The organism is Pseudomonas oryzihabitans, from assembly GCF_007665395.1.
GTDB classification, from domain to species: Bacteria; Pseudomonadota; Gammaproteobacteria; order Pseudomonadales; family Pseudomonadaceae; genus Chryseomonas; species Chryseomonas psychrotolerans_C.
Genome location: NZ_VDND01000016.1, coordinates 1 through 20,924, shown reverse-complemented (window position 1 = coordinate 20,924; position 20,924 = coordinate 1). Strand labels below are relative to the sequence as shown.

General features: G+C 66.8%; 20 protein-coding genes and 1 pseudogene. 7 read left to right on the top strand and 14 right to left on the bottom strand.

Annotated elements, in window-relative coordinates; all coding sequences use genetic code 11:
* Window positions 1-3 precede the first annotated feature (3 nt).
* Window positions 4-831: a transporter substrate-binding domain-containing protein gene (locus tag FSV73_RS23805; RefSeq protein WP_260856152.1), complete on the bottom strand. Its 828-nt coding sequence runs from the start codon at window positions 829-831 to the stop codon at window positions 4-6.
* Between the two features lie 197 nt (window positions 832-1,028).
* On the opposite strand from FSV73_RS23805, the gene FSV73_RS23800 reads away from it, so the two are divergent.
* From FSV73_RS23800 to FSV73_RS23780, 5 genes are all read left to right on the top strand, one after another.
* A complete protein-coding gene (locus FSV73_RS23800) occupies window positions 1,029-1,931 on the top strand; it encodes a LysR substrate-binding domain-containing protein (protein ID WP_145012510.1) in 903 nt (300 codons plus the stop codon).
* An 89-nt stretch (window positions 1,932-2,020) separates the two neighbouring features.
* A complete protein-coding gene (locus tag FSV73_RS23795) occupies window positions 2,021-2,332 on the top strand; it encodes a DUF6482 family protein (protein WP_140215453.1) in 312 nt (103 codons plus the stop codon).
* 146 nt (window positions 2,333-2,478) lie between these two features.
* Entirely contained in the window at window positions 2,479-2,910 is a 432-nt protein-coding gene (locus FSV73_RS23790; protein WP_145012507.1) for a DUF4440 domain-containing protein, read from the top strand.
* A gap of 142 nt (window positions 2,911-3,052) precedes the next feature.
* On the top strand, window positions 3,053-4,078 hold the full coding sequence (locus FSV73_RS23785) for a TerC family protein (RefSeq protein ID WP_145012504.1): 1,026 nt from the start codon (window positions 3,053-3,055) through the stop codon (window positions 4,076-4,078).
* A gap of 16 nt (window positions 4,079-4,094) precedes the next feature.
* A complete protein-coding gene (locus FSV73_RS23780) occupies window positions 4,095-4,382 on the top strand; it encodes a hypothetical protein (protein WP_145012501.1) in 288 nt (95 codons plus the stop codon).
* A 376-nt stretch (window positions 4,383-4,758) separates the two neighbouring features.
* Here FSV73_RS23780 and FSV73_RS23775 read toward each other — a convergent pair whose 3' ends face one another.
* On the bottom strand, window positions 4,759-5,232 hold the full coding sequence (locus FSV73_RS23775) for a GreA/GreB family elongation factor (protein WP_145012498.1): 474 nt from the start codon (window positions 5,230-5,232) through the stop codon (window positions 4,759-4,761).
* Window positions 5,233-5,373: 141 nt separating this feature from the next.
* On the opposite strand from FSV73_RS23775, the gene FSV73_RS23770 reads away from it, so the two are divergent.
* The gene (locus FSV73_RS23770; protein ID WP_145012495.1) at window positions 5,374-6,207 is read left to right on the top strand and encodes a DUF1206 domain-containing protein; all 834 of its coding nucleotides are present in this window, start codon (window positions 5,374-5,376) and stop codon (window positions 6,205-6,207) included.
* Between the two features lie 182 nt (window positions 6,208-6,389).
* On the opposite strand, the gene FSV73_RS23765 is transcribed toward FSV73_RS23770, so the two are convergent.
* The 4 genes from FSV73_RS23765 to FSV73_RS23750 all read right to left on the bottom strand — a co-directional run bounded on the left by FSV73_RS23765 (window position 6,390) and on the right by FSV73_RS23750 (window position 14,037).
* The gene (locus FSV73_RS23765; RefSeq protein WP_145012492.1) at window positions 6,390-7,112 is read right to left on the bottom strand and encodes a Mut7-C RNAse domain-containing protein; all 723 of its coding nucleotides are present in this window, start codon (window positions 7,110-7,112) and stop codon (window positions 6,390-6,392) included.
* A 145-nt stretch (window positions 7,113-7,257) separates the two neighbouring features.
* A complete protein-coding gene (gene hrpA, locus FSV73_RS23760; RefSeq protein WP_145012489.1) occupies window positions 7,258-11,283 on the bottom strand; it encodes an ATP-dependent RNA helicase HrpA in 4,026 nt (1,341 codons plus the stop codon).
* Window positions 11,284-11,424: 141 nt separating this feature from the next.
* Window positions 11,425-12,204, bottom strand: coding sequence for an SGNH/GDSL hydrolase family protein (locus tag FSV73_RS23755; RefSeq protein ID WP_145012484.1), 780 nt, complete (start codon window positions 12,202-12,204; stop codon window positions 11,425-11,427).
* A gap of 153 nt (window positions 12,205-12,357) precedes the next feature.
* Complete coding sequence (locus tag FSV73_RS23750; protein WP_145012481.1) at window positions 12,358-14,037, bottom strand: long-chain fatty acid--CoA ligase; 1,680 nt, start codon at window positions 14,035-14,037, stop codon at window positions 12,358-12,360.
* Between the two features lie 260 nt (window positions 14,038-14,297).
* On the opposite strand from FSV73_RS23750, the gene FSV73_RS23745 reads away from it, so the two are divergent.
* A complete protein-coding gene (locus FSV73_RS23745; protein WP_007162137.1) occupies window positions 14,298-14,768 on the top strand; it encodes a MaoC family dehydratase in 471 nt (156 codons plus the stop codon).
* 15 nt (window positions 14,769-14,783) lie between these two features.
* Here the strand turns inward: FSV73_RS23745 and FSV73_RS23740 are convergent, their stop codons facing one another.
* From FSV73_RS23740 to FSV73_RS23705, 8 genes and pseudogenes are all read right to left on the bottom strand, one after another.
* Entirely contained in the window at window positions 14,784-15,359 is a 576-nt protein-coding gene (locus FSV73_RS23740; protein WP_145012478.1) for a DUF1349 domain-containing protein, read from the bottom strand.
* Window positions 15,360-15,412: 53 nt separating this feature from the next.
* On the bottom strand, window positions 15,413-16,483 hold the full coding sequence (locus FSV73_RS23735) for a protein-glutamate methylesterase/protein-glutamine glutaminase (protein ID WP_145012475.1): 1,071 nt from the start codon (window positions 16,481-16,483) through the stop codon (window positions 15,413-15,415).
* Complete coding sequence (locus FSV73_RS23730) at window positions 16,480-16,989, bottom strand: chemotaxis protein CheD (protein ID WP_145012472.1); 510 nt, start codon at window positions 16,987-16,989, stop codon at window positions 16,480-16,482. Before FSV73_RS23730 ends, FSV73_RS23735 begins: the two co-directional genes overlap by 4 nt.
* Before the next feature lie 2 nt (window positions 16,990-16,991).
* Window positions 16,992-17,795 (bottom strand): CheR family methyltransferase, encoded by an 804-nt coding sequence (locus FSV73_RS23725; protein ID WP_145012468.1) that lies wholly within the window; start codon window positions 17,793-17,795, stop codon window positions 16,992-16,994.
* Between the two features lie 10 nt (window positions 17,796-17,805).
* Window positions 17,806-18,276 (bottom strand): chemotaxis protein CheW, encoded by a 471-nt coding sequence (locus tag FSV73_RS23720; RefSeq protein ID WP_145012464.1) that lies wholly within the window; start codon window positions 18,274-18,276, stop codon window positions 17,806-17,808.
* A complete protein-coding gene (locus FSV73_RS23715; protein WP_145012460.1) occupies window positions 18,276-19,931 on the bottom strand; it encodes a methyl-accepting chemotaxis protein in 1,656 nt (551 codons plus the stop codon). Before FSV73_RS23715 ends, FSV73_RS23720 begins: the two co-directional genes overlap by 1 nt.
* 82 nt (window positions 19,932-20,013) lie before the next feature.
* Window positions 20,014-20,517 carry a chemotaxis protein CheW gene (locus FSV73_RS23710; RefSeq protein ID WP_145012456.1) on the bottom strand — a complete coding sequence of 168 codons (504 nt, stop codon included), beginning with the start codon at window positions 20,515-20,517 and terminating at the stop codon, window positions 20,014-20,016.
* A gap of 7 nt (window positions 20,518-20,524) precedes the next feature.
* Window positions 20,525-20,924: pseudogene (locus FSV73_RS23705) on the bottom strand (methyl-accepting chemotaxis protein); the annotation flags it as partial.

Below are 20,924 nucleotides of genomic sequence, written 5' to 3'. Positions count from 1 at the left end.
CTCCTAGTGGCGTTCCGCCGGCCGCGGCTGTTCGAACACGCTCAGGTAGTAGCTGCGGATGTTCTCCGGGACCAGGCGCTCCACCCAGGGGCGGAACAGGTGCTCCTCGTGCATGCGCGCCACGGCGGCGCTGAGATAGTCACGCCACTCGGCCTCGTTCTTGCGCACCCCGATGGCGGCATCGGAAATCTGGAAGGGCTCGCCCACCAGGCGGACGCTGTCGTCATGGGCGGTCACCACCACAAGGGTGGCGGCGTCATGGGTATAGGCATCGACCCGGCCCTGGCGAAAGGTCTGCAGGGCATCGGCGGCACTGTTCATGCGCAGGGTCTTGATCTCCGGCTCGTGGTCTTCGAACCACTTGGCCTGCACCGAACCCTTGAGGGTGGCCAGGGTCTTGCCACGCAGGGCCGCGATGGAATCGATGCCGCTGTCCTTGCGCACCAGCACATCGCTCGCGCCCCAGCGATAGGGGGTAGTGAAGTCGATCACCCGCTGCCGCTCGGGCGTCACCCCGAGGGTGGCGATCAGCATGTCCACCTTGCGGCCGAGCAATTGCGGCACCCGGTTCTCGGCGGTGACGCAAGTGAAGCTCACCTTGTCCCGTGAGCCCAATGCCCACTCGGCGATCTGCCGGGACATCTCCACTTCCACGCCGGCGAAGTCGCCATTGCTGTCCTGATAGCCATAGGGTGGCTGGTCGCAGCGCACCCCGGCGTGCAGCGTGCCGGCGTCGATGAGGGCGGGCGGCACGGCGGGCAAGGGGGCCGCCTGCACCAGATTGGCCAGCCCCAGCGCCAGGACGGCACCGGTAAACGCGCGATACGACATGTTGCCTCCTAGAAGAGCGATGACAGCCGCCGGGCCAGTGGCCGGCGGCAGGGCTACGAGGGCAGATCGAAAGGTGCAGCGGAAGTCTTCCATGGCTGGCGTTCATCGCGCCTTGGGTCTTTTGTAAGACTTATGGCGTCATGCTGGCAAATGCCAATACGCTAGGCAGCCATACGGATCTGATATGGGGTGAGCGGATGAACATGAAACAGGTGGAAGCCTTTCGCGCGACGATGCTGTCTGGCTCCATGACCGCCGCCGCCGAGGCCCTGCATACCTCGCAACCCAACATCAGCCGGCTCATCGCCCAATTGGAGCGCAGCTGCGGTTTCCGGCTGTTCGAACGCATCGCCGGGCGCCTGCTGCCCACCGAAGAAGGCACGGCCCTGTTTCGCGACGTGGAGCGCGCCTTCGTCGGCCTGGGCAGCCTGCAGGCCTCGGCCCGGGCCATCGCCCAGGGCGGTACCGGACGGCTGCGCCTCGCCGCGGTGCCGTCGTTGTCGCTCACCCTGCTGCCGCGGGTGGTGCAACGCTTTCGCGAGCGGCACCCGCAGGTGGCCATCACCATCCACACCAGCGATTCGCCGACGGTGGCCCACTGGGCGGCCTCCCAGTTCTGCGATCTGGGCCTGGCCTCCTACGTGGGTGAGCAACTGCCGGGCGTGGCGGCGGAGTTGCTCAGCGACGTGCCCGGGGTCTGCGTCTTCCCGCGCGGCCATCGTCTGAGCCAAATCAACGAGGTGACGCCGGCCGACCTGGCCGGTGAGGAATTCATCTCGCTGGTGCCGGGCGACAGCACCCGCACGCGCATCGACCGCCATTTCCAGGAACCGGTCGAGCGCCGCCGGCTGAACCTGGAAACCCCCTATGCCGCCACCATCTGCGCCATGGTCGGCCTGGGCCTGGGCGTCAGTATCGTCAGTCCCCTGGTGGCGCTGGACTACCTGCACGCCGGCCTGGAAATGCGCCCTTTCCAGCCGGCGATCCGTTTCACCAGCTATCTGCTGCTGGCCGACCACCGCCCGGCCGGCACCCTCACCCTGGCCTTCGCCGCGGAGATCCGCGCCACCCTGCAGGAGGCCGTACGGCAATGGCAATGACCGGAACTCCCGGCACCGCTCCCACCTCGAATCGATATCCACCCCAGCCACTGCGTGGGGCTCGTTAGCGTGATAACCGAGGTGTCTCGATGAATGTCAAAGAGCTGAATCAGCAGGTCAAGGCCGGCGCGGTGCAGGAAGTCAACCTGGTGTCCATGGAAGGCGGCTCCTACGTCATCCATGCGCTGGTGGAGGGCACCTCGGTTCCGGTCGCCGACGACAAGGGCGCTACCCTGCACGTGGCCTCGGTGGAGGAAGCCCGCCGCATTCTCGACGACGTCAAGGACGTCCGCCTGTTCATCGCCCAGCCCGCCGTCTACGAGGAGATGGTCGGCCAGCCGGAGACCCAGACCGATTCGCGCGAAGAGATCCCCTTGCGCTCGAAGGTGGAAAACCGCTGATCCACGGGCGCTCGTCAAGCAGGCGCGCAGGACGTTGGCCCTTGCGCGTCGTGACCGGGCACCGGCCCACCAGGTAAAGCGTGCCGCCACCCGGAGAAGACAGATTGTTATATTATAACAATCTGTCTTCTGCTGAGGTTCCTGCCATGTCCGCCGCCCCACCTGCCCCCTCGCCCACCCCCTCCAATGAAGCGATCGCCAGCCTCGCCGGGGCCAAGGCCGCGCTGCATACCTGGGCTGCCACCGTCGCCACCCGCGACGTGGAAGCCATCCTCGCCCTCTATGCCGCCGATGCCATCCTGGTACCGACGCTGTCCAACGAGGTACGCGATAGCGAAGACAGCCGCCGCGAGTATTTCCGCAATTTTCTCGCCAACGAAGGCCTGGTGTGCGACGTGCAGATCTTCAAGAAGAGGGTCAGCAGCACGCTCGGCACCGTGGTGGTCGGCGGTCTCTATGTCTTCCATTACCGCGAAGGCGACCGGGCGATCAGCGTCCCCGCGCGCTTTCTCTTCACCTTCGAACAACTAGACGGCCGCTGGCTGATCACCGGCCACCACTCCTCCCGAGAAGCCTGATCCAGAGCGGTCGCATTTTGTAAAACTGCTGCCCTTGCCGACTGTGCGGTAGTTGCTGATCCTGTCTGGGTGACCCGGGCCCCTCTGACGGCATGTGCCGCCATGTCGAGTCATAGTCTTGAACTTGACTAAGGAGGGGCTCATGAACGCCCTGCATGCATTCTTCATCGCCGACTTCCTCGGCACCGCCACCTGGATGTGGCTCACCTTCTTCGCCGTCGTCATCGCCCTGCTGGCCTTCGACCTGGGAGTGCTCCACAAGGAGAACAAGCCCATCGAGGTCAAGGAGAGTCTGCTGCTCTCCGCCGGCTACATCAGCGCGGGCCTGCTGTTCGCCCTCTTCGTCTGGCAGCTCAAGGGCGCCGACGCCAGCCTCGACTACGTCACCGGCTTTCTCATCGAGAAGTCGCTGTCCATGGACAACGTCTTCCTGATGGCGGTGATCTTCGGCTTCTTCGCCATCCCGCGCGAATACCAGCACCGGGTGCTGTTCTGGGGCATCCTCGGGGTGATCGTGCTGCGCGCCCTCATGATCGGCCTGGGCGCGGCCTTGATCCATCAGTTCGACTGGATCCTCTATATCTTCGGCGCCTTCCTGGTGGTCACCGGGGTCAAGATGCTGTTCGCCAAGGTGGATGAAGAGCCCAACCTCGACGACAACGTCTTCATCAAATTCCTGCGCAAGAAACTGCGCGTCACCGACGAGATGCACAACGAGCACTTCTTCGTGCGCAAGCCCGATGCCAGTGGCAAGACGGTGCTCTGGGTGACGCCGATGTTCCTCGCGCTGATCGTGATCGAGTGCGCCGACCTAGTGTTCGCCGTGGACAGCGTGCCGGCCATCTTCGCCATCACCCAGGATCCCTTCATCGTCTACACCTCGAACGTCTTCGCCATCCTCGGCCTGCGCGCCCTGTACTTCGCCCTGGCGGCGATGATCCACCGCTTCGCCTATCTGAAGTACGCCCTGGCACTGGTGCTGGTGTTCATCGGCTGCAAGATCTTCCTGGTGGGCATCATCGGCAAGATCCCGCCGGCGCTCTCCCTGAGCGTGACCCTCGGCCTGCTAGCCGGCGGCGTGCTGGTGTCACTGTACAAGACCCGTGGCGAGGCCAAGGGCGCGGCTGCCGGTCATGAGCGGCGTGATTCACTGAACCGGCCTTCGTGATCAGGAGCAGACGACCATGACTACCAAAGCCATCCTCGGACTCGCCAGCATCCTGCTGCTCCTCGGCCTCGGCGGCTGTGACAGCGCCGAGAAGGCAGCGGACAGCTTCACCACCAAGGTGGAAGAAGCCGCCCGCGAGCAGGCCCGGGAAACCCTGGGCGGCACCCTCGACGACCTCAACAAGAAGGTCGACGAGGCCCAGCAGCAGACCCGCGCCTGGCTCGAGCAGCACGGGCCGAAGCAGGAAAAGGAAGAGGCAACCCCACCCCGGGCCAACCGGTCGGTGGAGGGCGTCGAAGCCTGAGCCTTTGACGGCCATGATCGTAGGTTGGGTTGAGACGGCTCCATCGTCGAAGCCCAACGAGGCCCGTACCAGAGCGAAAGCTGTTGGGCTTCGCTAGCGCTCAACCCAACCTACGGGGCTCATCCGGGGGGATGTTCGTAGGTTGGGTTGAGACGGCCCTATCGTCGAAGCCCAAAAGGATTCCTGCCGAGGTGAAAGGCGTTGGGCTTCGCTGACGCTCAACCCAACCTACGGGGCTCATCCGGCGGGGATGTTCGTAGGTTGGGTTGAGACGGCTCCATCGTCGAAGCCCAACGAGGCACGTACCGGGGCGAAAGCTGTTGGGCTTCGCTAGCGCTCAACCCAACCTACGATGACCCTGAGGGCGGCCTGACGCTCAGTACACCGCCAGGATCTCTTGCCGGTGGACCTTGCCCTCCACCGTCACCTCTACCTCATCGCCCTCTTCCCGCCCGAGCAATGCCTGACCCAGGGGCGCGCGGGGCGAGATCACCAGCACCTCCTGGCCGTCCAGCCTGACCTTGAGTCCCGCCGCATCCGGGCCGAGGAACAGCCAGCGGCTCGCCGTCGCGGTGGTCAACTCGATCAGGGCGCCGACGCGGATACCGTCGCCCATGGCCACTGGTGTCAGGGCCCGATAGGCGGCCAGCGCCAGTTCGATCTCGTGCAGCCGGCGGCGCTGGCCGTCGGCCAGGTAGGCCGCTTCCAGACCGCGGGTGTCGTACTTGTTCTCGGCCTTGCTTTCGCTATGGGTCGCCGCCTCATGGCTGGCCGCCAGCTGCTGGCTGATGACCTCACGGTCGGCTTCCAGTGCCTGGAGAATGAGGGTGAGCAGTCGTGCTTTGTCCATGAAACTGTCGCCAGGGCAAAGGGTACGAGCCTAAGGCCAAAACCGGTGTTCCGCCAGCGCGGGCGCAGCGTCCGTCCGCTCGAGAGAACCCAGTCGTGGGCGACCGGTCAGTACAAGGCAAGATGTAACAGGATCAAACAGATGCGCACCCGTACCGGACTCACCCTACTCGCCCGCAGCGGCTACGCCGCCCGTGGCCTCGTCTACCTGATCATCGGGGTGCTCGCCCTGCTCGCCGCCCGGGGCTCCGGTCAGCCGGCGGACAGCCACGACAGCCTGGAAGCCCTGCTCACCCAGCCCTTCGGCCATTTCCTGGTCGGCCTGGTGGTGGTGGGGCTAGTGGCCTTCGCGGCCTGGCGCATCCTGCAGGCGCTACGCGACGTCGACGACCATGGCCGCAAGCCCAAGGGCCTGGTGATCCGCGCCGGTCTGCTGGTGGGCGGTATTACCTATGGCGCCCTCGCCTTCTTCGCCCTCGGCCTGCTGGTCAGCGGCCTACGCCAAGGCGGTGGCTCGGGCGGCGAGACCAACGACTTCCTGCAGATGCTGCTCGGCTGGCGCTACTCCAACCTGCTGGTGTACGTCGCTGCACTCATTCCCCTCGGGGTGGGTCTGGCGCATTTTGTGAAGGGCTGGAAAGCCAGCTTCGAACGTTATCTCGAAGCCAGCCCTGAACAACTTCGCCTGATCCGGCCCATCGGCCGTTTCGGCCTGATCGCCCGCGGCGTGGCCTTCGTCGAGATTGCCGTGCTGCTGATGGTCAGCGGCTCGCGCTACCAGGCGCTGCATCCGCCGGGCATGAAGGATGCGCTGAACGGCCTGCAGAACCTGCCCTTCGGCACCCTTATCCTGTCGGTGGTCGGCCTCGGCCTGATCGCCTTCGCCCTCTACAGCTTTGCCGAAGCCTACTGGCGGCGCATCGAGATGGACCTGCCGGACGTCGGCGGCTCGCTGCGCCACGTGCTGCCGCGCTAGGGTTCGGCTGAGATCGCCGCGCGAAGGCCAGGCAAGGCGAACATCAGTGAGGAAGCGGGCTGGGCTCGCAAGCGAGTCTGCGAGGGGTAACCTGGCATCGCGATGGGGCCGCCTAGGCCGAACCGGCGATCCAGCTGCTTGCCAACGCAGCATGCCGAGCGCAGGCACGTTCCAGACGAAGCCTAGACCCGCTCCAGCCGCTCGCGCATGGCCTGCCAATGGCTGCCCTCCCAGAACACCTTGTCGCACTGGGGGCAGTAGAGGAAATGCCTGTGACGTTGCCGAACGCGCGGCGGGACCCGCGTGCCGACGCGCTCCAGGCCCACCGCCTGGAGTGCCGAATTGCAGGCCAGGCAGCGGGAAAACGGTGCCGCCCAGGCCCGCAACCCCAGGCGCTCATAGAGCTCGCGCAGTTGCGCCTCGGGCTGCAGGGCATGGACGTAACAGCCCTGGATCACCGTGCGCCGCTTGAGCAATTCACGGTCCCGCGTGAGCAGGACGCGCCCTTCGCGAGTGGCCAGTTCGGCCAGGGCAGGATCGGCGTAGGCGTTGTCATAGAGGGTGTCGAAACCGGCCATGCGCAGGCGTCGTGCCAGGGCGCCCAGGTGCGCATCGGCGACGAAGCGCGGCCGTGCTGCCACCTGTCGCTCACCTGAGCTTCCCGCCTCGGCCGCCTGGGCGGGATAAACGATGACCTGATCGCCATCCGCCAGGCGGTGCCCAAGCGCCGCGCGCCGGTCATTGATCGTCAGCAGACCCACCTCGGTATGGGGCACGCCGAGCGCTTCGATCTGGTGCTTGGCACTCGCCACGGCCGCGCACTCGACCCAGACCGCCCGGCCGCGGTGGGCCGGGGCCAGGAAGCGTTCGAGCGCACCGTGGAAGCGAAAACTGGCCTGGGTCATGGCCTCACTATGCCAGGGGCCCCTTCAGGCCGGCACCGCTTCCGATGGATGACCCTGCGGTCCCGTACGACAAGTCGCCGAGCGACGGTCAGGCGCAGCGTCTTTCGACGCAGCCTCACCGAGCGCAGGCAGCTGCCGTCCAGCCCTAGGCCTCCACCTGGCTCCACTGCTTGTTCAGGCGCTTGTCCGACACCGGCATCCGCGTCCCCAGCTGCTGGGCCCAGAGCGAGACCCGATACTCCTCCAGCATCCAGCGATAGAGCTCCAGGTTGGCGTCGCGCTTGCCCTCCTGGCCGTGCTTGGCGGCGCGGGCGCGATACTGTTCCCAGAGCCCGGCCAATTCGCCGCTCCAGACGCGATCGCGCTGCACCTGGCCGCCGAGCTTGTCGAAGCGCTGCTCGATGGCCTTCAGATAGCGCGGATATTCCTTGAGCCACTCCAGCGGCGTCTCCCGGACGAAACCGGGATAGACCAGGCTGGCCAGTTGCGCCTTGATGTCGTTCAGCGCCACCGCCTGGGCCAGGTCGATACGGCCCTTGAATTTCTTCTGCAGGCCATGCCAGAGCTTGAGGATCTCCAGGGTCAGCCGCGCGATCCGTTCGGCCTGTTCGGTCCAGCCGGCCTTGCGCCGCTCGGCCAGGGAGGCCAGGCCGGCGCCATCGCGGGGCAGCTCCGGCTCGTCGGCGAGGATGGCAGAATCCAGGCTGGCCAGCAGGATGTCTTCCACCAGGGCTTCCGGCCGCCCCAGTTCGCGGTGCAGCAAGCCCAGCTCGGTGAGGCCGGGGAGCTTGCCGCGCAGGAACTTGGCCTGTTCCGCCAGTTGTTGCAGCAGCAGCCGTTGCAGGGCCCGGCGGTGCTGGTAGGCGGCCTCGGCCTGGGTGGCGAAGCGACCTTCGCGCACCGTGCCCTGCTCGTCCACCAACGCCGGATAGACCGTCATCGACAGCCCGGCCACCTGCTGCTGGGTCTTGGCCGCCACCTCGGCGAAGGCCTTGGCCTCTACCGGGCGCTGCTCCTGGCGTTTCTGCGTCGGCAGGGCCAGGGCCGCCTGGCTTTCCTGGGCGAAGCGCGCCGTCACCTCGGCCAGGTCGCGGCCCTCGCCCAGCGGCTTGCCCTGGGCGTCGACCACCTCGAGATTCATGCGCAGATGGCGATCCAGGCCGGCTTCGGCTTCCGGCCAGGCTTCGTCCGGAATGCGCGCGCCGGTCATGCGTTGCAGTTCGCGTCCCAGGGCCTCGTGCAGCGAGCCCTCGCCGAAGGGGATCTTGTCCAGCGCCGCGCGGACGAAATCCGGCACCGGCACGAAGTTCTTGCGCAGCGCCTTGGGCAGGTTGCGCACCAGCGCCACGCAGCGGTCGTAGAGCAGGCCCGGCACCAGCCAGTCGAGGCGCTGCGGCGGCAACTGCGGCAACAGCGGCGCCGGCACCCGCAGGGTGACGCCATCGCGCGGATGGGTCGGGTCGAATTCATAGGACAGCGGCAGGGTCAGCTCGCCCAGGCGCAGGGTATCCGGATACTGGGCGGCGGTGACCTCGCTGGCTTCGCGGGCGAGGACATCTTCCTCGCGCATCAGCAGCAGCTCGGGCTGCTTGGCGCTCTCGCGGCGGTACCAGCTGTCGAAGGTGGCGGTCTGGTAGACGTCCGCCGGCAGCCGCGCGGCATAGTAGTCGAACAGCGTCTCCTCGTCGGCGAGGATATCGCGGCGGCGCGCCTTGGCTTCCAGTTCGTCCAGCCGCCCCAGCAGCGCCCGGTTGGCCGCCAGGCACTTGGCGCGGCTGTTGATCTCGCCGCGCACCAGGCCCTCGCGGATGAACAGCTCGCGGGCGGCGGGCGGATCTATGGGGCCGAAATGCACCGGGCGGCGGCCGACCACGATCAGGCCATAGAGGGTGACCTGTTCGTAGGCCACCACCTGGCCACGCTTCTTCTCCCAATGGTGCTCCAGATGGGTCTTCTTGACCAGGTGCCCGGCCACCGGCTCAATCCAGTCCGGCTCGATCTTGGCGACCATGCGGGCGAACAGCTTGGTGGTCTCGACCAGTTCGGCCGCCATGATCCAGGTGGGCTTCTTGCGGCCGATGACGCTGCTGGGATGGATCCAGAAGCGCCGCTGGCGCGCGCCGAGGTAGTCGCCGTCCTCGCTTTTCTGGCCGATCTGGCTGAGCAGACCGGCGAGAATCGCCTTGTGCAACGCCGCATAGCCGCGGGCACGCAGCGCCGCCTCGCTGGCCTCGGCCTGTTGCTGCGCCTTGGCGTTGACGTGCTTGTCGGTGGTGGGCACCGGCTTATCAGCGGCCTGAGCCGGTGCAGGGGACGATGGCTCGGCCTTGCGCACCTGGAGTCCCAGCTCGCGGCACAGCAGGGTCAGTTGGCGGTGGGCGTCGCGCCACTCACGCAGCCGCAGATAGTTGAGGAAGTGCTTGCGACACCAGCTGCGCAGGGCATTGGAGCCCAGCGCCTGGCGCTGCTCTTCGAAGCCGTGCCAGAGATTGACCAGGGCGGCGAAGTCCGAATCCGGGTCTTTCCATTGGGCATGGGCCTGATCGGCCTGGGTCTGGCGATCCGCCGGCCGCTCGCGCGGGTCCTGTACCGACAGCGCACTGGTGACGATCAGCACCTCGGCAAGACTGCCCTGCTCCGTCGCCTCCAGCAGCATGCGCCCCAGGCGCGGATCTACGGGCAGGCGCGCCAGCTGCCGGCCTAGGGGCAGCAGCCGACCCTCGACGTCGACCGCCGACAGCTCCTGCAACAGGGTGAAGCCATCCTTGATCGCCTTGCCATCCGGCGGCTCGATGAAGGGGAAATCCTCGATCCGCCCCAGGCGCAGGTGCAGCATCTGCAGGATCACCGCCGCCAGGTTGGTGCGCAGGATCTCCGGGTCGGTGAAGGTCGGCCGGCCGAGAAAGTCTTCTTCGCTGTAGAGGCGGATGCAGATGCCCGGCTCGACCCGACCGCAACGGCCCTTGCGCTGGTTGGCGCTGGCCTGGGAAATGGCTTCGATGGGCAGCCGCTGGACCTTGGCCCGGTAGCTGTAGCGACTGATGCGCGCGGTGCCGCTGTCGATCACGTAGCGGATGCCCGGTACGGTCAGCGAGGTCTCGGCGACGTTGGTCGCCAGCACGATCTTGCGCCCGGGGCGCGGCTGGAAGATCTTCTGCTGCTCGGCTGGCGTCAGCCGGGCATAGAGCGGCAAGACCTCGGTGAATTTCAGCTGGGCCTTGCGCAGCACCTCGGCGCAATCGCGGATCTCGCGCTCGCCGGGCAGGAATACCAGCACATCGCCGGGCCGCTGGCCGACGCTGCGCTCGTGGGCTTCGATCTCGTCCAGCGCCTGGAGAATGCCCTGGTCCACCGAGAGATCGTCCACCAGGCGCTCGCCGTCTTCGTCCACCTCCGAGCTGAGGGGTCGGTACCAGGTCTCCACCGGATAGGTACGGCCGGACACCTCGACGATGGGCGCGCCGTCGAAGTGCTTGGCGAAGCGTTCCAGGTCGATGGTCGCCGAGGTGATGATCAGCTTGAGATCAGGCCGCCGCGGCAGCAGGGTCTTGAGAAAGCCCAGCAGGAAATCGATGTTGAGACTGCGCTCGTGGGCCTCGTCGACGATGATCGTGTCGTAGCGTTCGAGGAAGCGGTCGTGCTGGGTTTCGGCCAGCAGGATGCCGTCGGTCATCAGCTTGATCAGGCTGGCATCGGTGCTCTGGTCCTCGAAACGCACCTGATAGCCCACCAGCTCGCCCAGGGGCGAACCCAGCTCTTCGGCCACCCGGGCCGCCACGCTGCGCGCCGCCAGCCGCCGCGGCTGGGTGTGGCCGATCAGGCCGTGCACACCTCTGCCCAGTTCCAGACAGATCTTGGGCAGCTGGGTGGTCTTGCCCGAGCCGGTTTCGCCGGCGATCACCACCACCTGATGCCCGGCGATGGCGCGCTTGATCTCCTCGCGCTTGGCGGCGATGGGCAGGGCGTCGTCGTAGCGGATGGTCGGCACGCTGGCGCGCCGCGTCTCGACCTTGGCACAGGAGGCCTGGAAGCGCTCCAGCCATTGGGCCTCGCGGGCCGGATCGGGTTGCTTCTGCAAGGCCTGGAGCTGGCGTCTCAGGCGATGGCGGTCGGCGTTGAAGGCCTGGTCCAGGTTGGCGGCGAGACGGGCAACGGAGGGGGTATCGGTCATGAAACTCTTTCGACGGCGGTCGCTTGGACCGGTAAGTGTAAAAGAGTTGGGGGGTGCGGCGGGGCTTTACAAGAAGACGACGGGGAAAAGAGCCGGGGAAGCGGCCCTGCGCGACGGACGTCGCGCAGGGCCCGACCGGGATCAGCGCTTGGCTTGGGCGCTCGCCATGTTCAGCTTGGCGGGCGGCGTGCGCAGGGCCATGTCCAGGGACTGCAGCGCCTTCCAGGCGTCCTGCTGCAGGTCGGCCGGGTCGGCGTGATCGAACTTGATCTTGTCCGCGGCGGCCGGCAACGGCGGGCGGGTACCGTAGATCAGCGCATAGAACACCGAGGCGGTCAGGTAGGTGCCGGTGAAGGACGGATGGCTACCATCGGGCAGGAACAGGCCGGGTGCCGGCTGCTCGGCCAGGGCCTTCTGCCAGGCCTGCCCCACGGGCGCCAGCAGCGCGCCGGTTTCCTTGGCCAGGGGGGTGTAGACGCCGTCCAGCTGCGCCTGCATGGTCGGGTTGTTCTGCCGTGCCCAGGTCAGGTAGAGGATCGGTTGGGCACCATCCTGGCGGGCCAGGTCAGCGATCAGGCGTACGTACTGGCGGGTGAGGTCGGGATTCTTCACCGGCATCATGCTGTGATCCTGGATCACCACGTAGTCGTACTGGGCCTTGGCCAGTTCGTCCTGTACATCGTGGCGCTTCCAGTGTTCCTCGAGGCTGGCGCCACTGAAGGTCACATGCTTGACGTCCAGCGGGCGCGGCTGACCGGCGTCGACGGACATTTGACGGACCATGGCCGGCAGGTCGTTGACGAAGGTGTAGCTGTTGCCCACGAACAGGACGCGGATGGGTTCACCGGCCTGCGCCTGGCCAAGCACGGTGGAGCCCAGCAGCAGGAGACCGAGCAAGGCCTGGCTTACGCGAATTCGCATGGTGTGTCCTCGAGGAGAGAGGTCGGAGGTCATGACGGCAAAATGCCGCCTGCGGTTTATACCCGAACCTCTTGCGAAAACCATGCTCGGCGAAGCGCCGCGCCGCTACCAGTCGACGAGAGGTAGCGGTACGGGGGATGTGCAGGCGCTCCGTTACGCCTTCTTGAGTTCGGCGTCACGCAGCTCGCGGCGCAGGATCTTGCCGACGTTGGTGGTCGGCAGGCTGTCGCGGAATTCCACCAGCTTGGGTCGCTTGTAGCCGGTGACGTGGTCATGCATGTGCTTGAGCACCTGCTCGGTGGTCAGGGACGCACCGGGCTTGGGCACCACGAATACCTTGATCTTCTCGCCCGCCACCTCGTCGGGGATACCGATGGCCGCACACTGCAGCACCCCGGGCAGCTGGGAGAGCACCTCTTCCAGCTCGTTGGGATAGACGTTGAAACCGGACACCAGGATCATGTCCTTCTTGCGGTCGACGATTCGCAGGTAGCCATCCGGCTCGATGATGGCGATGTCGCCGGTGCGCAGCCAGCCCTCGGCATCCAGCACCTCGGCGGTGGCCTCAGGTCTCAGCCAGTAGCCCTTCATCACCTGGGGCCCCTTAACGCAGAGTTCACCGGGGGTGTCGAAGCCCTGGGCCACGCCATCGGCGTCCACCACCTTGCAGTCGGTCCCCGGCACCGGCACGCCGATGGTACCCAGCCGGCGGCGCTCCAGCGGATTGAAACTCACCACCGGGCTGGTCTCGGTCATACCATAGCCTTCGCAGATGCCGCAGCCGGTCACCTCTTCCCAGCGCAGCGCCACGGACTGCTGCAGGGCCATGCCACCGGAGAAGGTCACCTTGAGCTGGGAGAAATCCAGCTGGCGGAATTCCTCGTTGTTGCACAGGGCGGCGAACAGGGTATTGAGGCCGACGAAGCCGTTGAAGCGCCACTGCTTGAGTTCCTTGACCAAGGCCGGCAGGTCGCGCGGATTGGTGATCAGGACATTGTGGTTGCCCTGGATGAGCATGGCCATGCAGTGAATGGTGAAGGCATAGATGTGATAGAGCGGCAGCGGCGCGATCATCACCTGGGCACCACCGCCCAGGTACTTGGTCATCAGCACCTGGCACTGCAGCATGTTGGCCACCAGGTTGCCGTGGGTCAGCATGGCGCCCTTGGCGATGCCGGTGGTGCCGCCGGTGTATTGCAGCACGGCGACGTCCTCCCCCGCCGGATCGGCGTCGGCGAAATCGACGTGCTCGCCCTTGGTCATGGCGTCGACGAAGCGGATCGAATGGGGAATGCGGTAGGCCGGTACCATCTTCTTCACATGGCGCACCACGGCATTGACCAGCAGCCGCTTGAAGGTCGGCAGCAGGTCGCCGACCTCGGTGACGATGACATGGCGGATATCGGTCTGCGGCAGCACCTGCTCGGCGAGGTGCGCCATGTTGGCCAGGCAGACCAGCGCCCGCGCGCCGGAGTCCTTGAACTGGTGCTGCATCTCGCGCGCGGTGTAGAGCGGGTTGGTGTTGACCACCACCAGGCCGGCGCGCATGGCGCCGAAGACCACCACCGGATACTGCAGCACGTTGGGCATCTGCACGGCGATGCGATCGCCCGGTTGCAGGTCGGTATGCTTCTGCAGGTAGGCGGCGAACTGGCCCGAAAGCTGATAGAGCTCGCGGTAGCTCAGGGTACGGCCCAGGTTGCTGAAGGCCGGGCGCTCGGCATAGGTCTGGCAGGCTTCGCGAAATACCGCCAGGACGTTGCGATAGCGTCCCGGGTCTATGTCTGTCTGGATGCCCTCGGGATATTTGTCACTCCAGAAATTCGGCATCATGCAGCCCGCTCCTGCTCTTGGTTATTGTTCGTGGGAGAGTGCCGTGATCAGCAGTGAACCGGCCCTGCGAGCCTAGCAGCTTTGCCTTGCCCGCAACAGCATCAATATGCGCCCTTAACGTCACCTTATGACCAAACGGTCAAGCATGGTCATACTATCTCCAGGCTTTTCCCCGAGCCGATTAGCCTCGCGCCCCGAGCCTGGGTAGAATGCCCGGCTTCGCGGCGTCTGCCGCCCTCTCACAGCTGCCGGAGCGCGTCATGAGCCTGACCGAAAACATCCCTTATGAAGCCCTCGAGATCGGCCAGAAGGTGACCGTGACCCGCACCATCGAGCAGCGTGACGTCCTGCTGTTCGCCGCCCTCTCCGGCGATTGCAACCCGCTGCACCTGGATGCCGAATTCGCTGCCAAGACGCTGTTTCGCGAGCCCATCGCCCACGGCATGCTCAGCGGCGCCCTGATCAGCGCGGCGGTGGCCTGCAACCTGCCCGGCCCGGGTACCCTGTATGTCGACCAGACCATGACCTTCGAGAAGCCGGTCAAGCTGGGCGATACCCTGACGGTGGAAATCGAGGTGCTGGAAAAGCTGCCGAAATTCCGCGTGAACCTGGCCACCCGGGTGTTCAACCAGCACGGCGACAAGGTCGTGGACGGCGTGGCCAAGGTGGTCGCTCCGCGCAAGCCGGTGCAGGTCCAGCAGGTGGAGCTGCCCCCCGTCACCGTCGGCTGAACGCCCTTCCCCGCCTCAACTCAGGTCGGCGAGGCCTCGCTGCAGCGGGGCCTGCAGGCCGAAGTCGCTGAACGCCACCTCCATGCCGCCGCGCTCCGGCGTGCCGCACACCGGGCCGACCCGGTATTCCGCCGCCGCCGGCACACTGGCCAGCCGCAGCAGCGGCCAGCGCTGGCCGTCGAACGATGCCTGCACGCGCAGGGTGCCCTGGGTCAGGGTGATCCTCAGCCAGACGTCTTCCCGTTCGCCCAGCGGCGCGCCGAGCGCCAGGTCGGAACGACCCAGGGTCAAGACGCTCAGCAACTGCGGGGTGTCGTCGAAATAGCCGATGCCGGCGCGCAGCCAGTGCTGGTCATCGATCCGCACCATCAGACCGGCGTGATCGCCCTGGTTCTTGCAGCGTGCGGCGACCCTTAGCTGGGCGGTGAAGCCGCTGGTGACCCGGGCACCGAAGAAATGGCCGCTGTGGCGCTCGCTCCCGTCATGGGTCTGGCGCCAGAAGTCACTGTGGCGATCGGTGATGACGCGCAACCGATCGGCCTCGGCCAGCCAGGTCTCGGGTTCGTTGATCCAGTGGCAGATGTCGAACATGGGGCTCTCCTTGCGTGCTGGCGCTTGGAGTGCGGCGCGCCCCACAAGTTCGTCTAGCAACCGCCTTTGAGGATGGCTGCGGCGATCTGGTTCAGGCCGATCTCCTGCTCCACCGCGCCGAGTTTCATGGCTTCCTTGGGCATGCCGTAGACCACGCAGCTGTCTTCGTCCTGGCCCAGCGTGCGGCCACCGGCGTCGCGCAATTCCTTGAGCCCCCGGGCGCCATCGTCGCCCATGCCGGTCATGATGATGCCGAGGGCATTGCTGCCGGCGGCGCGGGCCACCGAGCGGAACAGTACGTCCACCGAGGGCCGATGGCGGCTGACCGGTGGCCCGTCGACCACATCCACCTGGTACTGGGCGCCACTGCGTTTGAGCAGCATGTGCCGACCACCCGGGGCGATGAGTACCCGTCCGGGCAACACCCGGTCGCCATGGCGCGCCTCGCGCACTTCCAGCTCGCAGAGACGGTCCAGCCGCTCGGCGAAGGCCGCGGTGAAGCGCTCGGGCATGTGCTGGACCACCACGATGCCGGGGCAGACCCGCGGCAGCGTGGTGAGTACCGCTTCCAGCGCCTGGGTGCCGCCGGTGGAGGTACCCAGGGCGACGATGCGCTCGGTGGTGCGCGCCATGGCCGGGCTGCCACCGGCCGGCAGGATGGCGTCGGCGCTGAGCTTGGGCGGCGGTACCACGGGGGCGGCGCGCGGTGCCAGGCGCTTGGGATTGGCCCTGGCGGCGGCCTTGACCGCGCTGGTGAGGTCGTCCGAGGCATCCTTGAGGAATTGCTTGAGATTGGCCTGGGGCTTGGTGACGATGCTGACCGCCCCGGCGGCCATGGCCTGCAGGGTGGTGGCGGCGCCCTTCTCGGTCAGGGTCGAGCAGATCACCACCGGCGTCGGACGCTCGGCCATGATCTTCTTGAGGAAGGTGATGCCGTCCATGCGCGGCATCTCCACGTCCAGCACGATGACGTCGGGCCATTGCTTGCGCATCTTGTCCTGGGCGAACACCGGGTCGGCGGCGACGCCCAGCACCTCGATGGCGGGATCCTCGGCGAGACTCTGGGCGAGCACCTGCCGCACCACGGCGGAGTCGTCGACGATAAGGACCTTGATCTTGTTCATGGAATGAGTCTCTTGAGCGGCGGGCCAACAGTCAGCCCCACCTGTTGCATGAGCACCTGGCCGTCGACGAGGTCCAGGGACAGTTTGCGATGGCCGGCGCCCCGGACATGGCTGTGGACGGCGTGCAAGCCGGCCGCGGCGAGTTGCGCGAGGGCGGCGTCGACGTTGAGCTCGCCGATATTCCTGGCCCGCCCGTGCAGGAGCTGGGGAAACATGTTGCCACCACCATAGAGGCGCACCTGGTAGCCGGCCAGATCGCCCCCGTGCCGGGCGACGGCCGTGCACATCAGGGCGAGGGACTCGTCGACGTAATGCCCATCGGCCACGGCGCCGGGCGCCGGACGCTGGCGACTGGGCAGCAGCGCATGGGTCATGCCGCCGAGCCGGCGACCGGGATGCCAGAACACGAAGGCCACGCAGGAGCCGAGGATGGTGCGGACGCGCAGCTCCCCCGCGCCGAAATACCATTCGCCAGGACGCAGGAAGAGTTCTGGCCGGGCGGTCATGGCTAGAGCGGACGCTGATAGATGGAAGGGCTGACCATCTTCAGTGCATCGGTCACCCCGTTGAGGCTCTCCGAATGGCTGACGAAGAAGTAGCCACCGGGCCGCAGATGGCGCACCAGCCGGGACACCACCTGGCGCTTGGTGGGCAGATCGAAGTAGATCATCACGTTGCGCAGGAAGATGATGTCGAAGGTCCCCAGCTCCGGCAGCGAGTTGTTCAGATTGATCTGCCGGAAGGAGATCCGCGCGGTCAGGCGCGGATCCACCAGGAAGGTGCCATCGTTGTCGCCCACGCCCTTGAAGCAATAGCGCCGCAGCAGCGCGGACGGGATGTTCTCGGCTTCCGCCAGCGGGTATTGGGCGCCACGCGCCTTGGCCAGCACCCGGGTGCTCAGGTCGGACGCGACGATTTCCCAAGGCCGCTCGCCCAGCCCTTCGGCCAGGGTCATGGCCAGGGTATAGGGTTCTTCGCCGGAGGAGCAGGCGCCACTCCACAGCCGCAAGGGCTGGCGGCGATCCCAATTCGGCAGTACCTGCTCGCGCAGGAAGTCGAAGTGCTTGGGCTCGCGAAAGAAATAGGTTTCGTTGGTGGTCAGCAGATCGACCGCGATCTGGCATTCCGCCTGGTCGCGCTGGATCAGCTGGAAGTAGGCGTCGTAGCTGGGCGTGCCCCGCTGGCGCACGCGCTTGGCGAGCCGGCCGCTGACCAGGGGGCGCTTGGCATCGGACATGCTGATGCCGGCGACCCGGAAGATGAAGCTGCGGAATTGCCGGAATTCGCTGTCGCTCAGGGCGGGTAGGTCCATGGGCCGGTACTCAGGCAGCCGTCACGGCGGCGAGCTGCGCGAGATCGTCTGCGCCCAGCACCCGGTCCATGTCGAGCAGGATGACGAAGCCCGCCCCCTGCTTGGCCATGCCGAGGATGAAGTCGGTACGGATGGCGGCGCCGAAGCGCGGCGCCGGCTCGATGCCGTCGGCGGCGATTTCCAGCACCTCGCAGACGGCGTCCACGACGATGCCGAACACCTGCGGGCCCCCTTCGACCTGGATCTCTAGCACCACGATGCAGCTCCGCCGCGAGGTCTCGGTCACCTGGTGGCGGAAGCGTACGCCGAGGTCCATCACCGGCACGGCGGCGCCGCGCAGGTTGATCACGCCGCGGATGGCGGGCGGCAGCATGGGCACCGTGGTGACCGCGCCGTACTCGATGATCTCGCGCACACAGGCGGTGTTGACGCCGTAGAGATCACCGGCGAGCTGAAAGGTCAGAAACTGGCGCGATAGCATCAGGCGTGCTCCTCGAAACGGGCGAAACCGGCCGGCGCGCTACCCCGCGGGACCCGCCGCGAGGTATCGACCAGCGCCGAGGTGCGCTCGGCCAGGCTGGGGCCCGGACGGTTGTTGCTGGGGCGCGCGACCTGCGGTGCCGCCGGCGCACCGCCCAGGGTGAAGTATTCCATCAGTTGCTGGAGCTGTTCGGCCTGGCCGCTCATCTCTTCCGCGGTGGCGGCCAGCTCTTCCGACGCCGAGGCGTTCTGCTGGGTGATCTGGCTCAGTTGCAGCATGGCGCCGTTGATCTGCTCGACGCCGGCGCTCTGCTCTTCGGAGGCCGCGGTGATTTCCTGTACCAGGTCGGAGGTCCGGTTGATGGAGGGCACCATCTCGCCCAGCAGCGACCCGGCGCGCTCGGCCAGGGCGACGCTGCTCTTGGCCACGGTGCCGATCTCCTGGGCGGCGACCTGGCTGCGCTCGGCCAGCTTGCGCACCTCGGCGGCCACCACGGCGAAGCCCTTGCCGTGCTCGCCGGCGCGGGCGGCCTCGATGGCGGCGTTGAGGGCCAGCAGGTTGGTCTGGTAGGCGATGTCGTCGACGATGCCGATCTTGTCGGCGATGGTCTTCATGGCCACCAGCGTCTCGCGGACCGCCTGGCCGCCCTCCTCCGCTTCCCGCGCGGCCTTGCCGGCCATGCCGTCGGTGACCTTGGCGTTCTCGGTGTTCTGGCCGATGGAGGCCGACATCTGCTCGATGCTGGCGCTGGTCTCCTCGACCGAGGCGGCCTGCTCGGTGCTGGCCTGGCTCATGCTCTGGGCCGTGGCCGAGACCTCCTCGGAGGCGCTGGCCAGGCCATCGGCCGAGCTGCGCACATCGCTGATGATCTGCGCCAGGGTGGTGGTCATGGTGCGCACCGAGGCGAGCATGCTGGAGGTGTCGCCCGCGCGGGTCACCACCTCGACGCTGAGGTCGCCACGGGCGACGCGCTGCACCACTTCGGCGGCATAAGCCGGCTCGCCACCCAGCTGACGGATCAGGCTGCGGGCGATCAGGTAGCCCAGCAGCAGCGACACCAGCACGGCGACCGCACCGATCACCATCATCAGGTTGCGGGCGTCGACGTAGGCGGTGGTGGCCTCCTCTCCCGAGGCGATCATGCGCTGAGCCTGGTGCTCATTGAGGGCGCTGGCCGCGGTGACGAGTTCGTTGTTGTTCGGGGCGAACACATTGAGCAGGTAATCCCGCGCCTGGCCGCGATCGACCTCCAAGAGCCGGAAGAACTCGGTGTACTTGTCCTGCAGGCGCTGGCGGGTCTCGATGATGGCGTTGAGGCGGCGCTTGCCTTCATCGCTCTGCACCCGCTTGCCCAGCTCAGCCAGGATCTCGGCGTTCTCGGCGCGTATCCGCTTGATGTCCTCCAGGGTCTTGGCCCGCGCCTCGACGGCGTCCTGCAGCAGCAGGTTGCGCATCAGGCGGCCGGAATCCAGGGTGTTGCGCGACAGCGTATTGGCCAGCACGGTGAGCGGGAAGTTGCGTTGCGACATGGTGTCGGCGGCTTCCTTCATCTTCTCCATGTTCAGGATCGCCACGCCGATCGTCAGCAGGAGCATGAAGATGGCGGCACCGAAGCCGATCGCCAGCTTGGTCGAGACGCGAAGATTGGTGAGCATATCGAGGGCGCCTCCGGCGCGATGTACCGCTGTGTTCTCGTAGCGCCGGCGAACGCCGCTGACACCAGGGGGATTGGGGTGGCTAGGCACTCGCCTGGGCGAGACTGGCCAGTTCGGCGACGTCCAGCACCCGGGTTACGTCGAGCAAGGTCACGAAGCCTTCGGCGGACTTGACCATGCCGGCGATGAAATGCGGCGCCAGGCGACTGCCGAAGGCCGGCGCCGGACGGATGTCCGCCGCGGCGATCTCCAGCACCTCGCTCACCGCGTCGACCACCACGCCCAGCACCTGGGTGTCCTCGGCATTGCTCACCTCGAGGATGACGATGCAGGTGCGCGGACCGACGCGGGTCGGCGCGCCTCCGAAGCGCGCCTCCAGATCGACCACCGGCACCACGGCGCCGCGCAGGTTGATCACGCCGCGAATGCAGGCCGGCATCAAGGGCACCTGGGTCAGCTGGCCGAACTCGATGATCTCGCGCACGGCGAGGGTATCCACCGCGTAGGTCTCGCCCTTGACCACGAAGGTCAGGTGCTGGTGTCCCAGGTGTTCGTGAACGATGTCGCCAAGGGTCAGGGCATTCATGACGCCATTACTCCGGGAAGCGGACGTAACCGTCCGGCAGGCCGCCCGCGGCCAGCAGGGTGCGGCGCGGGGCCGGCTGGGGCGCCCGGGCCACGACCGGGCGAGCCTGCTCGATGGCACGCTCGAGGTCCTGGACCACACGGCCGTCGCCGGTATTGAAGAAGCCCATCAGCCGCTGCAGCTGCTCGGCCTGACCGCTCATCTCTTCCGCCGTGGCGGCCAGCTCCTCGGAGGCCGAGGCGTTCTGTTGGGTGATCTGGTTGAGTTGCAGCATGGCGCTATTGATCTGAGTGACTCCGCTACTCTGTTCTTCGGACGCTGCGGCGATTTCCTGTACCAGATCGGAGGTCTTGCTGATGGACGGTACCATTTCGTCGAGCAGCGAACCGGCGCGCTCGGCCAGGGCC